Raw genomic sequence first — 15,418 nt, 5'->3', positions numbered from 1 at the left:
GGAAATCAACAAGAGAGGTTTCGAGTATGGCTCGAACAACACTCTTCAGCCTATTCGTCGCTTTGACGTCGGTCTTCTCGGCATGTGTCGGCGAGGCGGGCGCCGAGGCCCCTGCACACGACCCCATGCCGGCGGAAAAAGCCATCGTTCTTGCGGTGGAATTCTGCTCCCATGCAGCCTGCGCCTATGTTGCCGAGGAGAAAGGATGGTACGGAGAGGCTGAGGTCCCTATTGAATCCTTTGACAGTTACGTAACCGGGATGGCGCTTTCAGCGGCCCTGACACGCGGAGAAATCGATGCCGCTTACATCTGCCTGATCCCTGCGATTTGCGCCTTCGCCAACGCGAAGGTCCCCTTGAAGATCGTCGCAGGCACCCACCGATACGGCTACGCCGTGTCCTGCAACCCCGAACGGATAACATCACCCGCCGACCTTCAGAAGCCCGGGATCCGGATCGGCTGCGCCCGGGAGGGCAGCCCGACCGATGCCCTCCTCCAAAAGGCGGTCGACGTCTATCGGCTGAATCAGCAGAAGGTGGCGGAGAACATTCGGCGGATGAGCCCGCCCAAGCAGCTTCTGGCCCTCAGGATGGGGCACCTCGATGCCGCGGTGATGCCCGAACAGTACCCCAGCATGGCTGAATCGGCGGGGTTTCCGATTCTTTTGACGGCCCAGGACCTTTGGCCGGACATGCAAGGGAGCGTCCTGATCGTGACAGAGCGGTTCCTCGAGCGCAATCCCCGATCGGTGCTACGCCTCGTAGAAGTAACGGAGCGGTCCACAGAGTGGATCAACCGGAACCCGGAGGCCGCCGCCCAAATCCTCGCCAAGGCCCTGCGCATCACAGGCAACCGGATCTTCCCGGTCAAGGAGATCGAACAAAACCCCGTCCTGGATGCAACCCCTCAGGCCCTGCAGCGGTCTCTGACCGAGCGCCTCGTCTGCACCACCCGCATCGATCCTGAGCAGGTTCAGAAAACCATCGATTACCTGGCCAATCTCGGATATATCCGGCAGCGCTTCGAGGCGGATCAGATTCTGGCGATCGACCGTTGAACAAGAGGCGCCGGATGCAACGCATCACCTTTCATTGGTCCTTCCTGCCGGTCCTTGTCTTCCTCGGCCTCTGGGAACTCTCCGCCCGCCTCTTTATCGAGAATCCCGCGCTTCTACCGCCTTTTTCAACGGTGATCAGCGAAGGCTGGAGACTTCTTGAAAGCGGGGTCCTGCCCCGGCACTTCCTCCGCAGCCTCTTCCGGGTGATTATCGGGTTCGTGACTGGCTCTGCGGCAGGTTTGTTCATGGGAATCCTGATGGGTTGGAAGGCGGCTGCGCACCGCACGCTGCACCCCGTCATGAGCCTGATCTATCCCATACCGGCGCTCGGGTGGCTGCCTGTTTTCATGCTCTGGTTCGGGATCGGGGAGATACTTCCCATCGCCATCATCTTCATGTGTTCTTTCTTCCCCATGGTTTACAATACCCAAACAGGGATCCGCTCCGTCGACAGGGATCTCATCAGAGCCGCCAGGACCCTCGGAGCGTCGGACCTCAAGGTCCTTACGACCATCCTCATCCCCCTGGCGCTCCCGAACATCTTCACCGGTCTTCGCCTGGAGTCCGGCATGGCCTGGCGCGTGATCATCGCTGCCGAGATGGTGGCTATTCCGACTGGAATCGGAGCGCTGCTGATGAGGGCCGAAAGCCTTGTCCGCCTGGACATCGTCATTGTCTGCCTGATGGTCCTTTCCCTGATGTGTTTTTGTTTCGAACGGATCTTCCTGTTTCTCGAAAGAAAGGCCACCGGAAGATGGTCCTGAGGCGTATTTCATCCGGAAAGGATCTTTATCGCCCTGCCGGCCTCCTGCGTGTCCGCCGACAGAAGTTCCAATCCAGAGATTCCCGGGCTGAACACCAGGACTTTGGAGGACTCGATGCCTGGGCCGGTCCCGGTGCTGCAGGAGCCGGAGAAAGGAGCCGTTTTGCCGCGAATCGAACTGCGATCCGTGAATAATTTTGTTCTGAAAGACGTTTCGTTCACCATCGACGACGGCGAATTCATGATCCTCCTGGGAAGAAACGGTGCCGGAAAGAGTACGCTTCTCAATGTCATCGCCGGTCTGATCGATTACGAAGGCACGGTTTTGTTCGACGGGAAAGCGGTCGACACCCTTCACCCCGAAAAGCGGAACATCGGGTATCTTTTTCAGGAACTGGCGCTCTTCCCCCATATGGATGTAAAATCCAACATCGCTTACGGCCTGAGGATGCGCGGAACCTGCAAGAGAAACAACCTCCTCGAAAAGGTGCACCTCCTCCTTCAGATGGTCCATATCGCTCATCTTGCCGATCGATACCCCCGCGACCTGAGCGGCGGTGAAAGGCAAAGAGTCGCTCTGGCCAGGGCGGTCGCGACCCGTCCGGATATTCTCCTCATGGATGAACCCCTCGCCAGCATGGATCTGAGATCTGCCAAATACATGCGGACGGATTTCAAGCGCCTGCAGCGTGAACTCGGCTGCACTACGCTCTTCGTGACCCACAACCTGACTGAAGCCGCGGAGATGGCCGACCGCATCGCCTTGATCGACAACGGCCGCCTGCTGCAGACGGGCACTCCCGAAGAGATCTTTTTCGCACCTGCCGACGACCGCGTCCGCCGGTTCATCGGAGAGCCAAACATCCTCGAGTGCCAGTCGAGCCGCATCGTCGAGAACGGGCTCGCCATAGCCTACTGTGGCGAACTGCCGGTTTTCGTCCCCTATGAAGGGGGCCCGATCCGCAAGATCGTCATCCTGCCGGAGCATATCTATGTGTCTATCGAAGCACCAGCCGGTCCTCACATCAACCGGTTCCAGGGCGAGGTTCGAAACCTGCGGCGCGATGGTTCCACCGTGAGACTGGCTCTGGATGTCCGCGGCCAGACCATCCTTGCCGAGCTGCCGCTCAACGTATGCGAAATGCTCCGTCTAGCCCGGGGCTCGGTGGTCCACATGATCTTGAAGCTGCGGTGGATTCAGACCCTGAGCGATTAGACACCCGGCTGTGCGACCCGTTTTTTACCGGCCGTTTCATCCCCCGGGAAACCGCACCTTGAGGTTCGGTACAAGGTTTTACAAAGGCGGTTCCCCAGGCCAGCCCCGTAAAATAGAAACTCCCGGTGAGCCGCGCTCAATCGGGTGGGCGCAAAAGATCACCCGCGATTCAGAAAAAAAGACCTGCCGGCCACCCCAAGCAGACCACGCACCGCCAGCCTGAAGTTTCATCGGCTATTTTTTCCGAAACCGCTTGCACTTTGCTTTCGGAGTATTTATTATGAAATAAATTGCAACAATATTAATTCCGTTACGGTAATTGAGCCGAAGCCTTAAGGCGGGCTCAAACATGCAGGAATTGTCTTCAGGAAGATCGGAGTCTCAGCGCCCGCCATTCCGTGGCCGCGTTTCTATCCTTCCCTAAAACGGATTCCGAAGCACCCCGGATGATCTGCAAACCAGGCAGATTCGAGGGGGGGTTGTGTCAGCAAGAAGAAGAAGACCGCTTCACCGATCGTTACGCCCAGGAAGCATTCTTCGCCCGACCTGACCGGTCAACCTGCCTTTGACACAGGTTTATTGAAGGGCTCTATGCGCATCGCCGGGAAGATCCTGTGGATCGCCTCCGGCAGGGGTTATCGCATACGATTGATTCGAACGATTCAGCATTCAAAGGAGTATAATCTCAACGTGAAAAAGATCTACGTAGGAAACCTGCCGTTCAGCGCATCGGAAGAAAAGGTACACAAAGTCTTCTCCCAATTCGGGGAGGTGCATTCCGTAAAGCTTCTGACCGATCCGGTGACAGGTAGGATCCGAGGGTTCGGTTTCGTGGAAATGGAATCCGATGCAGCAGATGCGGCTATAAAAGCCCTTGACGGGGCGCCTTTCGAATACCGGAAGCTACGCGTTCACGAAGCGTTCGAACGCGTCCGGACCGTCGAGCGGTCCACCCCCGGGAGAACCTCCGGCGGAAATTTTCACAGCCACATCGGCCGCCGGGAACCCGTGTTGACCGTCGGCGGACAGCGCAGCAGCCGCGACAAACGCTACAGCCAAGCGGCTTTACGCAGGGGCTAGCCTCCCCTTCTGTTCCTAATCTCAGCCAATCCCTAAGCTATCGTGAAAGCAGTTGAACGGTCGATGCAACGTATGGGACGCCCGGCGGGTCCAGGCCTCTCATCTCGGACCTTCATCTTGCTGCGTCCGCCTCAGACCCTGTCCGTCCCGTCATATGACGGGGCCGGGCGCATTCCGGGAGATGCAGATCCCGGCAACCGATTCACGAGCATTCAGCCGGTCGGTTATCCTGCAACCAGATTCGGACCCTGCGTCATTCAGGGAGAGGTAGCGGTTTTGTCGGCTTACCAGGAGAAAGGTCATCATGACAAGATCCAGGATCATCGGCACAGGATCTTTTGTTCCACAGCGCATCCTGTCCAACAATGAACTCGAACGGATCGTCGAAACAAACGACGAATGGATCACCCGGCGGACAGGTATCAAGGAAAGGCGTATCGCGTCGAAAGGCAAGCGCGAATCAACGACCGATCTGGCAACCCAAGCGGCGGAAAACGCCCTTCGAATGGCAGGCGTCAACGCCGAAGACCTCGATATGATCGTGGTCGGTACCGTCACGCCTGACCGGCAGTTTCCTTCCACCGGCTGCATGCTCCAAACCGCTATCGGAGCGTCGCAGGCCGCCGCTTTCGATGTTTCGGCCGGATGCTCGGGTTTTCTTTACGGCCTGACCATGGCCGACAACGCCATCAGGGCGGGGACATCCCGATGTGCACTCGTCGTGGGTGCCGAACGGCTGTCGACCATCGTCAACTGGCAGGACCGCAGCACCTGTGTCCTGCTTGGGGACGGCGCCGGCGCGGTGGTCATGGCAGGCTCTACGAATGGGAGCGGGGTCCTTTCAACCCATCTTCGATCGGATGGCGCCTTCTGGGACCTGCTCTACGCCAGTTACGAAAGCTGCTATCTCCCAGAAAGTCTCGCCTGCATCGATCTCAAGCCGTTCCAGCTCAAAATGGAGGGCAATCGGCTGTTCAAACGCGCGGTGAATTGTCTGTCTACCATAGCCGAAAAGGCGCTGGCCGAAAACGGCCTGGCAAGCAGCGATATCCATCTCATGATTCCCCACCAGGCCAACATACGCATCATCCTGTCCATGGCGCAAACTATCGGAATCCCTATGGAAAAAGTTTACACCAATCTGGACCGCTATGGAAACACATCCTCCGCTTCGATCCCGATCGCTCTGGATGAGGCCAACCGCGCCGGGCTGATCAAAGACGGCGACATGTTGCTGCTCGTCAGTTTCGGAGCGGGATTGACGTGGGGGGCCTCCATCATCAAGTGGGGGAGCCACAATCATAACGAACACGGCCGGCCGCTCCTCCAAAGCGGAACGGACCTGGAGATCTGACCTATACCGTTTCGAAAGCGTAAAACCGGCGGTCCTGGAACGTACCTCCTTCGGAAGAATGACCAGACGTCGGCAGGCGGCCTCCCCGCGGCCGACGTGATCTGAAATGAGGGGTCCCAGGAAAGCAACGCCGGCTCCACGTCCGGAGGCGCATCAATCCCCCATGGCCGCCAAATAATCATCCAGCATGGTCTCCAACCGCAGTTTATGCTTAGCCTCCTCCTGGGCCAGCATCTCGAAGAGCTTACGGTGTTCATCCTCAGCGGTCCGCGCGGCGAAATCCCGGTAAAAGGCCTGGGCCTTTTCCTCCCGTTTCATGGCAAGGCGCAGGATATCGGCATAGGCCATGTCCGGAGAATATTGGAGATCCACGAGGTAATCACTGCGCTTCAGATCAGGGATCTTTCTGATGGAATACTTGGCCACCTGCTCACGGCTGAAATTTTCGAGCATTCTCTGGTGACGGCGTTCTTCATCGGCAAATTCATGAAAAAGCGCCTTCGTGCCCTGGGCCGATTCACGCCGGCTCAGATCCTCATAGAACTGAACCGCCTCCTTTTCCTTGTCGATAGCATAGGTCATGATTTCATCAAAGTTATCGAATGGCATTCAACTCCCCCTTTCACTTCGTCGCAAAATGTTCGGCCGTATCCCTTCCTCGAGGGTTGCCCCGCCAACGCACGGACCCCAAGACCGGGCGTCCATCATAACAGCATGGTTTCATTACGGTTCAATCTATGGGAAAACCCCTTGAGTGTCAACAACGTCTGTGTGAAAATGAACATCAGGCTTCTCTCTGAAAAGCCGGTTATATTCCAGAGCGGGACGAGTTTGATCCCGGCGGGGGAAAAGATGCCTTTCTTCCCCCTCGGGGAACGACAAGCCGGGCAAAAGGTTTGCTCGTGCCTGGGAAGAGTTTTGATCCATCGGCGAATTCGGTGAAGAAGAACCCGCTCGTAAGGAGCGGATTCCTGGCCGAACCCGGCAGGCATCATCGAATGAGCGGCAATTCCCAGAATCAGGGCAGCTTTTAGAAATTAAATTTTTATGGAATTTTAGACGAATATCTATATATTTAATATCTTGTGCTGCTCCGGGAACCGATGGTCCGGCACGAGCCGGCGACCATCCGGAAATAAGGCTTTGAAAACGAAATAGTTTCCAGGCCGGGAATGAGGATTTTCGGCCAATATCAAGGAAATCAGTTGGTTGCGAGGAGGCAGCCTGGTGATCGCCGCACAAGCAAACGGGCAGATTGACGCCGAGATTGGCCAAAAAGACCATTTCCGGTCCACCCCTCCCCGAGAGCCGGAGGTTGTTCACCGACCGAGCCTGCCCGGTTTTAAGGCCTCGGAGGGGGGTGTATTGGCCGGCATCAACCGAAGCCGGCGCCTCAAAGAGGCAAACCGGCCCAGCATCCAGGCGGCATGTGGACAAGCGCTGAAAAGCGGGCAACGTATCCTCTTCAAGCAAAAACCCGATCACTTGGTCAAGTTTCGTATGGAGGTCCGATTTCATTGAATCCTTTTTACAAAAACCTTGCACTGTGGCTCGTCATCACCCTGATGATGGTTATGCTTTTTCAGATCTTCAAAACTCCCGGCGGCAGCAGCGCAAGCATCGGTTACAGCGATTTTCTGGAAATGGTCGAGAAAGGCCATGTCGACCGGGTAACCATTCAAGGCGACAACATCTCCGGATCTTCCGTTCAGGGGCCCTTCAAGACCTATGCACCGCGCGATCCTGAACTGATCCAACTGCTGACCTCGAAAAGCGTGAAGATCACGGCTAAACCCGAGGAGGATTCCTCCTGGTTTCAAGTGTTCCTCTCCTGGGTCCCCATGCTGCTGTTGATCGGAGTCTGGATCTTCTTCATGCGTCAGATGCAGGTAGGCGGAGGCAAGGCTCTTTCTTTCGGCAAGAGCCGGGCGCGACTGATGAGCGACTCACAGGAAAAGGTCACCTTCGAGGACGTTGCAGGAATCGATGAGGCCAAGGACGAACTCGAAGAAATCGTGGAATTTCTCCGCGACCCCAAAAAGTTTACGCGTCTCGGTGGCCGAATCCCCAAAGGGGTCCTGCTAGTAGGATCCCCGGGAACAGGAAAAACCCTTCTCGCCCGTGCTATTGCTGGAGAGGCTGGCGTCCCCTTTTTCAGCATCAGCGGGTCCGATTTCGTGGAGATGTTTGTTGGTGTCGGCGCCTCGCGTGTACGTGATCTTTTCGTGCAGGGAAAAAAGCATGCCCCTTGCATCATCTTCATCGATGAAATCGACGCCGTTGGCCGGCACAGGGGAGCGGGGCTCGGGGGCGGGCACGACGAGCGGGAACAAACGTTGAATCAGCTTCTGGTCGAGATGGACGGCTTCGAATCCAACGAGGGAGTGATCCTCATTTCGGCCACCAACCGCCCCGATGTCCTGGATCCGGCCCTATTGCGACCCGGGCGCTTCGACCGCCAGGTCATCGTCCCGGTGCCGGATCTCAAAGGCCGGGAAGGAATCCTCAAGGTGCACCTCAAGAAGAAGCTCGTGGCGGATAATCTCGACGTCCGTACTCTCGCGCGCGGCACCCCGGGCTTTACCGGCGCAGACCTCGAGAACATGGTCAACGAGGCCGCCCTCATGGCCGCCCGGCGTGGAAAAGAGCGCGTCGAAATGTCCGATTTCGAAGACGCCAAGGATAAAGTCCTGATGGGAACCGAACGCAAGAGCATGATCATCAGTGAAACCGAAAAACGGATCACGGCCTATCACGAGGCCGGACATGCGCTGGTCGCCCGGCTGATTCCGGATACGGATCCCATCCACAAGGTCACCATCATCCCGAGAGGCCGCGCCCTGGGCCTGACGCAACAGCTGCCCATAGACGAGCGGCATACCTATGCAAAAGACTACCTTCTGAACACCCTTTCCATCCTGATGGGCGGACGCGCGGCAGAGGAGATCGTCCTCGAGATGCAGACCACCGGCGCGGGAAACGATATCGAACGGGCCTCGGACATCGCGCGCAAGATGGTCTGTGATTACGGCATGAGCGAAGAACTCGGGCCCCTGACCTACGGCAAGAAGGACGAGCAGATCTTTCTCGGGCGGGAAATCACGCAGCACCGTGACTACAGCGAGTTTACCGCCCAGCGGATCGATAAGGAAGTCAGCCGCATCATCAATGAGGCCTACGGGAGGACTGCCAACCTCCTCAAAACGAATCTCGAATCACTGCACAAAATCGCCCAGGCCCTCCTCGAAAGAGAGACTCTGGACGTTCGGGCCATCGACGAACTGCTGGGGATCGCCCCCGATGAGCCCGGAGAAAGCGACAAAGAACCCATTTCATCGGAGATCCCGGCGCAATGACCATCTGGAGGATGAACTGGCCGAACCACACCCTGGAACTCGGAAGACGGACGCTGGTCATGGGGGTCCTGAACGTCACCCCGGATTCGTTTTCCGATGGGGGCAGGCATTTCACATTTGAAGAGGCGGTCGCCGGCGCCTGGAGGATGGTCGAAGAAGGGGCCGACATCATCGATATCGGTGGAGAATCGACCCGGCCTTTCGCCCCGGAGCTCGACGCCGCGACCGAAAAGGCACGGATCGTACCCGTCATCGAAGCGCTGGCGAAGAAGATCCCGGTGCCGATCAGCATCGACACCTACAAGGCCGAGGTGGCCCAAGCGGCGCTGGACGCCGGCGCATCGATCATCAACGACATCAGCGCCCTTCGCTTCGACCCCGAGATGGCCCCGCTGGCCGCGTTCCGCGGTGTGCCGGTCGTGCTCATGCACATGCAGGGCACTCCCCGGAACATGCAGGAAAACCCCTATTATGTTGATCTATTCGGCGAAATCACCCTGTTTCTTCAGGATGCGGTTGAGCGGGCCCTGCAGGCAGGTATTCGGGAAGATCTGATCATCCTGGATCCGGGGATCGGGTTCGGCAAAACCTTTACGCACAACCTCCAACTCATCCAGCAGTTCTCGCGCTTCGCCCCGCTGGGAAAACCGATCCTGGCCGGGCCGTCCAACAAGGCCTTTATCGGACATATCCTGAAGAAGACGGTCCAAGAGCGGGACACCGGAACGATGGCCGCGGTGACGGCCTGCGTACTGAACGGAGCAGCTATCGTCCGGGTGCATAACGTGCGCCCGGCCGCAGAAACCGTTGCGGTGGCGGATGCCATCAAGAGAGGATCCATCGATCAGAATGCGGAATCATGACTTGCTGCTTCTGTGCATCGACGTCGGCAACACCCATACCGGCCTCGCCCTCAGCGACGGGGAGCGGATCCTCGAACACTGGAGAATCCGGACCCAGACAGACATCACCACCGACGAGGCGGCGGTGCTTTTCAACGGGCTTTTCCAGCTCAGAAACCGCCGCATGGCAGACATCACCCATGCCATCGTGACCTCCGTCGTCCCCCACGTCAACCGGGCCTTGAGTGCTCTGTTCGAGCAGTACCTCGAAGTCGACGGGTTGTTCGTGGACCATGAAACGGATACGGGCATGCCGGTCCGCTACAAAAACCCCGCCGAAGTGGGCGCCGACAGGATCGTCAACGCAGTAGGGGCCTACGATAAATTCCGATGCGCCTGCATCGTCGTCGACCTGGGAACGGCAACCACCTTCGATTGCGTTTCCTCCGAGGGAGCCTATCTCGGCGGAGCCATCGCCCCCGGATTGATGATTTCCATGCAAGCCCTCGTCAGCCGTGGATCCCGGCTTCCCAAACTCGAGCGGATTTCCAAGCCCCCGGCCGCGATCGCCTGCAGCACCCTGGACAGCATGAACTCCGGCCTCCTATATGGATACGCCGGGCTCGTTGACGGGGTCCTCACCAGAATGAAGCAGGAAATGGGCGGCAGGCCGATGGTCGTCGCCACCGGCGGGATCGCCCCGGTCCTCCAGGATGTATCCGAGCATTTCGACGTCATCGAACCATTGCTGACATTCGAGGGGCTGGAGGCCATTTTCAGGCGCAGACTTTCCTTTTCGGGCAGGGTTGAACTCGCCTGAACCGGCTGAAACCGCTCCTTGCTCAAGCCTTGAGAAGCCTGCCGCTTCAATGGAAGCGGAGGAGGTTGTTTTTTTGCCTGTGCCGGCAGCGTGCGATCATTCGGCCAATGACTCGGAGTATCCAATAGATACCGATGAAGATGGATCAGGAATCGAGAATGTGCACCCACTCGGGGGATCGACCCGCCGCTGTCCGTCAAAAGACCGTTGCGGCCCTTCGCCCCGGCGACATGATCGGAATCATCTCGCCGGCCGGCCCCCTCGAGCGGGGAGATCTAGAGGCCGGGATTGCACATCTGCGGGCCGAAGGCTTCCAAATCCGCGAAGGCCGCGCCCTTTTTGCGCGGAAGGGTTACCTTGCGGGGTCTGATGCGGCCAGGCTCGAAGACCTTCATGCCATGTTCAAGGACCGCAACATCAAGGCCGTTTTTTGTTCGCGCGGTGGTTACGGCAGTCTTCGCCTGCTCGAGAGGATCGACTGGCCTCTGCTGACCGCCAATCCGAAGATCTGCATGGGGTTCAGTGATCTGACAGCGCTCCTCCTTGCGATTTGGCGGAAGGCGCGTTTCATCACCTTCCACGGCCCCGTCGTCAGGCAAATGGGAGCGTTGGACCGGCAGGACATGGCCGAAGCACTCGCGGTGCTCAAGGGGGCGCCTCCCCGACCGATCCGCCTCCCCCGAGAGGGCGTCCTGCGGCCGGGAAGAGCGAAAGGCCCTCTGATCGGCGGGAACCTTACCCTTATTTCACATTTGGCAGGGACCCCCTATTTTCCCGATCTTTCGGGCGCCGTCCTCTTTCTGGAAGACCATGGTGAACAACCCTACCGGGTCGACAGAATGCTGCGCCACCTGGCTTTGTCCGGCGCTTTGCAGGGAGTCTCCGGCCTGATCGGGGGAGACTTCATTCAGTGCGGCACCCTCAGGACCATCGCCGCCCTTTTTCTAGAGCTGGCGGACGAACTTGATGTGCCCTGCACCATGGGGCTTCCTTCGGGCCACGGTGAGCGGAATGTCCTGCTGCCGATCGGCGCCGAGGTCGAATTGGACACACTCGCGGGCATCCTCGAAATCATGGAGGCGCCTGCCGACACGGTGAAAGACCGCCTTGGCGGCCGCGACAAAAAGCACCCCTGATCTGAGCGGCAGGCATCCCTGTGGGCTCTGATCGAGCCTGCATAAGATAAGCATCGTTTGCCGGGTTTTCGGCTGCCGAACCGGCGTAAGGCCTCCGCCTCGCCTGAGACCAGAAGCGGCCGGCCGCCACAAACCGACCTGAAGACGGAAAATGTAGAGCACCGAAGCATGCAGAACGAGTCGACCCATCCAATCCATCCCCTTCAAGCTGCCATTCAATCCGGCAAGAACCCTACCCGGCTGACGGGGCTTGGCGGCGCAGCCATGAGTTATCTCTTCGCACTCCTCGTGCAACGGCTCGACCGCCCCTGTCTGGCCGTTCTGCCCAATAAGAAGCAGGCTGAACAGTTTTTTCAGGAACTGCAGTTTTTCCTGGCTGAACAGGACAACCATCGCACCGGCGAACGGCGCAGCCTTTATCTTCTTCCCCCTTACGACATCTCACCGCTCTCGGGCTTGAGCCCCCACCGGGAGATCGTCAATCTGAGGATCGAAGCCCTTTACGCCCTGACCTCCGCAGACAACCCCGTCGTCATCACCTCGCAAGAGGTCCTCCTGTACAGGCTGGTCCCGAAGGGCCGTCTGATTCAGGCGCTCGAATACCTTGCGGCCGGTGAAGAAATCGACCGCGAGCAACTCCTCCGGCACCTTGAGATCTGCGGCTACCAGCGCGTTTCCCTGGTGGAAGAACGCGGGGATTACGCCGTCCGCGGTGGAGTCCTGGACATCTTCCCACCCTCGAGCCCGCTGCCGATCAGGCTCGAGTTCTGGGGGGACCATCTCGAATCCATCCGCCTCTTCGAACCGCTCAGCCAGCGTTCAGAAGGGGCGTTCGACGAGTGGGTCCTTCTGCCCAACACCGAAATTATCATGGACGAAGCCGCTGTTCAACGGGCGCGTTCCATGGGCCGTCTTCCACCCCCAGGGGCCGACGGATCCCATTTCCCGGGGCAGGAGGCCTGGCTGAACCATTTTTACCCCCGGCTCGACTCCCTCTTCGACTATCTGCCCGCAGACACCCTCATTGCCCACTTCGACCCCCAGCGCTTGCAAGGCGGCCTGAAGCGGATGACGGAGCGATTCCAACTCGACCTTGAGCGATTCCGCGAAGAGTCGGTGGACAAAGGGCTGCCCTTCCCCGAAACCGAAGGCCTCATCCATGGCGGGGATGCCATCCTCTCCGCCCTGAACCGCTTCCAGCGGCTCGAAGTGAACGAGCTCGATCTGCAGACGCCCGGGACATCTACGCAAACGGACGGGGTGCATTTCCAGGTTGAGGGCCCGTTCGGGCTCGACACCGACCCCGATGTCCAACTAGCCGGGCAGGGAAGGGGGTCTCTCGCCCCGCTCGCCAACAAAATCGCCCTCTGGCTTTCCCGCGGCGGCCGGGTGATCATCGTCAGCCGCACGGCAAAACAGGCCAACCGGCTGGTGGAGATCCTCTCGAACTACGACGTGAACGTCCTGGACACCGTGGATTCCTGGGGGGGGCTTCCTGAGAGTCCTGGGCTCCGGATCTGCCTGGGACGGCTTGGGCGGGGTTTCCTCTGGCCCGCAGAGAACCTGTATATCATCAGTGAAGACGAAATCTTCGGTCAAAAGCGGGGGCGAAGCAAAAACAGAGAGAAGGCGCGGGAAAACGCGCTGTCATGGTCGACGTTCAGCCAACTCAAGCAGGGCGACCTCGTGGTCCACGAGGAGCACGGCATCGGACGGTACGGCGGACTTCTCAAGATGGAGATCCAGAACAGGGTCAATGACTTCATTCTGATCGAATACGCCAATGCCGACAAGCTTTACATCCCGGCGGACCGGGTCAGCAGTCTACAGACCTATGTGGGCGCCGATGACGTCGCTCCGAGATTGGATCAATTGGGCGGGCGCTCATGGAACATCGCCAAGGAGAAGGCGCGTAAATCCGTCAAGCGCATCGCGAAGCAGCTCGTACAGTTATACGCCCTGCGCCGATACCGCTCGGGTTATGCCTTTTCGAATCCCGATCACTATTACCGCGAATTCGAGGCGACATTCGAGCACGAGGAAACCCCCGACCAGATCAAGGCCATCGACGATGTCCTGGACGATATGATCTCCGAACGTCCTATGGATCGGCTCATCTGCGGCGATGTGGGATTCGGAAAGACCGAAGTCGCCCTGAGGGCCGCCTTCAAGGCCGTGGCCGACGGCAAACAGGTCGCCCTGCTCGTCCCCACGACGGTCCTCGCCGAACAGCACTACCAGACCTTCACCAAGCGGCTGTCGCCCTACGGGATCGGGGTCGGTCTCATCAGCCGCTTCAAACCTCCGTCCGAACAAAGGGAGGTTTTGGCCAAGGTGCGCTCGGGTAAGCTTCACGTCCTGATCGGCACCCACCGGCTGCTCCAGAAGGATGTCTCTTTCATGGATCTCGGGCTGCTGATCATCGACGAAGAACAGCGTTTCGGGGTCAAACAGAAGGAAGCCCTCAAAAAATACCGCAGCATGGTGGACGTCCTGGCCATCACTGCCACACCGATCCCAAGGACCCTGCAGATGTCCCTCATGGGCGTGAGAGATCTCACTGTCATCGAAACCGCTCCCGAAGACCGTCTGGCCATCCAGACATACCTCTCCCCCTTTGACGAAAACCTCATTGCGAGAGCCGTCCGCTTCGAGATCGAACGTCATGGGCAGGTGTTCTTCGTCCACAACCGGGTTCAAACCATCGACCTGCTCGCGGAACGCCTCAGCGCGATCGTCCCTGAGGCCCGCATCGCGGTCGCCCACGGTCAAATGAAGGAGAAGGACCTCGAGTCCACCATGCTCACCTTTTTGCGGAAAGAATTGGACGTCCTGGTCTGCAGCACCATCATCGAATCCGGTTTGGACATTCCGTCCGCCAACACCATCATCATCAACGAGGCCGAGCGCCTGGGACTGGCGCAGATCTATCAGCTCCGGGGGCGCGTCGGCAGATCCAAAGAGAAGGCCTACGCCTATCTGCTGATCAGTGACGGCACCCACTTGACGAGGGAGGCCGAGAAGCGCCTCAAGGCCCTGATGGACTTTTCTCACCTGGGCGCCGGCCTGCACCTCGCCCTGCATGACCTCAAGATCAGAGGCGCCGGAAACATCCTCGGATTCGCGCAGTCCGGCCAGATCGCCGCCGTAGGCTACGAACTCTACCTGAGGATGATCGAACAGGCGGTGGCCGAGCTCAAAGGCGAAGAATGGCTGCCGGAAATCAACCCCGAGATCCTCGTCGACATGGAGGCCTATCTCCCGGAAGACTACATCATGGATACGGATGTCAGGCTGAATCTCTATCGGCGCCTGTCGATCCTGAACGAGACCCGGGATCTGGAAGACGTCGAGCAGGAGATGGTGGACCGGTTCGGCAAGGCCCCGCCCCCTGTGGAAAATCTTCTCTGGATGATGCGGCTGCGCATCTTTGCAAAACACCTCGGCATTGCGCGTCTCGAGGTCGGCACCGACAGCGTGACGCTCCATTTCGATCCCGATCGCCTGGCAGACCCGGCAAGGCTGGTGCAGAGGATAGGGACCCTCCCTAAACGCTATCGTTTCCTGGGAGAGAATCGTTTGCGCATCCTGATGGGACCCATTACCCTGCCGGATGATCGCAGGCGCATCATGGAAAACCTCCAGATCCTGCGCTCGGACCATCGGAGGGCGCATGGAGAAATCGGCCGTTTTTCCTCCAGCCCCTCGCGCGGGGAGGATCATTCCTATCGAAGACCGGCGCGGGACGTCCAGGCGGGAAAGGGGTAGAATCCAGGATTTTTCTTGGCATGCC

The 15,418-nt window shown here is 58.7% G+C and carries 12 protein-coding genes; 10 read left to right on the top strand and 2 right to left on the bottom strand.

Annotated elements, in window-relative coordinates; translation table 11 throughout:
• Positions 1-26 precede the first annotated feature (26 nt).
• The 5 genes from H567_RS0101480 to H567_RS22445 all read left to right on the top strand — a co-directional run bounded on the left by H567_RS0101480 (position 27) and on the right by H567_RS22445 (position 5,471).
• On the top strand, positions 27-1,058 hold the full coding sequence (locus tag H567_RS0101480; protein ID WP_051184375.1) for an ABC transporter substrate-binding protein: 1,032 nt from the start codon (positions 27-29) through the stop codon (positions 1,056-1,058).
• Positions 1,059-1,072: 14 nt separating this feature from the next.
• Positions 1,073-1,822: an ABC transporter permease gene (locus H567_RS0101475; RefSeq protein WP_028320033.1), complete on the top strand. Its 750-nt coding sequence runs from the start codon at positions 1,073-1,075 to the stop codon at positions 1,820-1,822.
• Positions 1,823-1,936: 114 nt separating this feature from the next.
• Positions 1,937-3,037: an ABC transporter ATP-binding protein gene (locus H567_RS22455; RefSeq protein ID WP_051184374.1), complete on the top strand. Its 1,101-nt coding sequence runs from the start codon at positions 1,937-1,939 to the stop codon at positions 3,035-3,037.
• A 591-nt stretch (positions 3,038-3,628) separates the two neighbouring features.
• A complete protein-coding gene (locus H567_RS30285; protein WP_084516722.1) occupies positions 3,629-4,117 on the top strand; it encodes an RNA recognition motif domain-containing protein in 489 nt (162 codons plus the stop codon).
• Positions 4,118-4,421: 304 nt separating this feature from the next.
• The gene (locus tag H567_RS22445) at positions 4,422-5,471 is read left to right on the top strand and encodes a beta-ketoacyl-ACP synthase III (protein WP_084516720.1); all 1,050 of its coding nucleotides are present in this window, start codon (positions 4,422-4,424) and stop codon (positions 5,469-5,471) included.
• Positions 5,472-5,624: 153 nt separating this feature from the next.
• On the opposite strand, the gene H567_RS0101450 is transcribed toward H567_RS22445, so the two are convergent.
• Both H567_RS0101450 and H567_RS28320 read right to left on the bottom strand, forming a co-directional pair.
• The gene (locus tag H567_RS0101450; RefSeq protein ID WP_028320032.1) at positions 5,625-6,080 is read right to left on the bottom strand and encodes a ferritin family protein; all 456 of its coding nucleotides are present in this window, start codon (positions 6,078-6,080) and stop codon (positions 5,625-5,627) included.
• Positions 6,081-6,206: 126 nt separating this feature from the next.
• Positions 6,207-6,755: a hypothetical protein gene (locus H567_RS28320; protein ID WP_153306003.1), complete on the bottom strand. Its 549-nt coding sequence runs from the start codon at positions 6,753-6,755 to the stop codon at positions 6,207-6,209.
• A 233-nt stretch (positions 6,756-6,988) separates the two neighbouring features.
• On the opposite strand from H567_RS28320, the gene ftsH reads away from it, so the two are divergent.
• The 5 genes from ftsH (at position 6,989) to mfd (ending at position 15,393) form a co-directional block, all read left to right on the top strand.
• Positions 6,989-8,827, top strand: a complete 1,839-nt coding sequence (gene ftsH / locus H567_RS0101440) for an ATP-dependent zinc metalloprotease FtsH (RefSeq protein WP_028320030.1) — start codon at positions 6,989-6,991, stop codon at positions 8,825-8,827.
• A complete protein-coding gene (gene folP, locus H567_RS0101435) occupies positions 8,824-9,690 on the top strand; it encodes a dihydropteroate synthase (protein WP_028320029.1) in 867 nt (288 codons plus the stop codon). Before ftsH ends, folP begins: the two co-directional genes overlap by 4 nt.
• Positions 9,677-10,489 (top strand): type III pantothenate kinase, encoded by an 813-nt coding sequence (locus H567_RS0101430; RefSeq protein ID WP_051184373.1) that lies wholly within the window; start codon positions 9,677-9,679, stop codon positions 10,487-10,489. Before folP ends, H567_RS0101430 begins: the two co-directional genes overlap by 14 nt.
• Before the next feature lie 158 nt (positions 10,490-10,647).
• Positions 10,648-11,625 carry a S66 peptidase family protein gene (locus H567_RS22440; protein WP_051184372.1) on the top strand — a complete coding sequence of 326 codons (978 nt, stop codon included), beginning with the start codon at positions 10,648-10,650 and terminating at the stop codon, positions 11,623-11,625.
• A gap of 168 nt (positions 11,626-11,793) precedes the next feature.
• Positions 11,794-15,393 carry a transcription-repair coupling factor gene (gene mfd, locus H567_RS22435; RefSeq protein ID WP_051184371.1) on the top strand — a complete coding sequence of 1,200 codons (3,600 nt, stop codon included), beginning with the start codon at positions 11,794-11,796 and terminating at the stop codon, positions 15,391-15,393.
• Positions 15,394-15,418 lie beyond the last annotated feature (25 nt).

Source organism: Desulfatiglans anilini DSM 4660 (assembly GCF_000422285.1).
Taxonomy (GTDB): Bacteria; Desulfobacterota; DSM-4660; order Desulfatiglandales; family Desulfatiglandaceae; genus Desulfatiglans; species Desulfatiglans anilini.
The sequence above is the reverse complement of the archived record's forward strand: the minus strand, read 5'-3'. Positions and strand labels throughout refer to the sequence as shown.

Coding starts and splice junctions, on each gene's coding strand:
- H567_RS0101480 (WP_051184375.1), top strand. CDS start 27: ATGGCTCGAACAACACTCTTCAGCCTATTCGTCGCTTTGACGTCGGTC.
- H567_RS0101475 (WP_028320033.1), top strand. CDS start 1,073: ATGCAACGCATCACCTTTCATTGGTCCTTCCTGCCGGTCCTTGTCTTC.
- H567_RS22455 (WP_051184374.1), top strand. CDS start 1,937: ATGCCTGGGCCGGTCCCGGTGCTGCAGGAGCCGGAGAAAGGAGCCGTT.
- H567_RS30285 (WP_084516722.1), top strand. CDS start 3,629: ATGCGCATCGCCGGGAAGATCCTGTGGATCGCCTCCGGCAGGGGTTAT.
- H567_RS22445 (WP_084516720.1), top strand. CDS start 4,422: ATGACAAGATCCAGGATCATCGGCACAGGATCTTTTGTTCCACAGCGC.
- H567_RS0101450 (WP_028320032.1), bottom strand. CDS start 6,080: ATGCCATTCGATAACTTTGATGAAATCATGACCTATGCTATCGACAAG.
- H567_RS28320 (WP_153306003.1), bottom strand. CDS start 6,755: ATGGTCTTTTTGGCCAATCTCGGCGTCAATCTGCCCGTTTGCTTGTGC.
- folP (WP_028320029.1), top strand. CDS start 8,824: ATGACCATCTGGAGGATGAACTGGCCGAACCACACCCTGGAACTCGGA.
- H567_RS0101430 (WP_051184373.1), top strand. CDS start 9,677: ATGCGGAATCATGACTTGCTGCTTCTGTGCATCGACGTCGGCAACACC.
- H567_RS22440 (WP_051184372.1), top strand. CDS start 10,648: ATGTGCACCCACTCGGGGGATCGACCCGCCGCTGTCCGTCAAAAGACC.
- mfd (WP_051184371.1), top strand. CDS start 11,794: ATGCAGAACGAGTCGACCCATCCAATCCATCCCCTTCAAGCTGCCATT.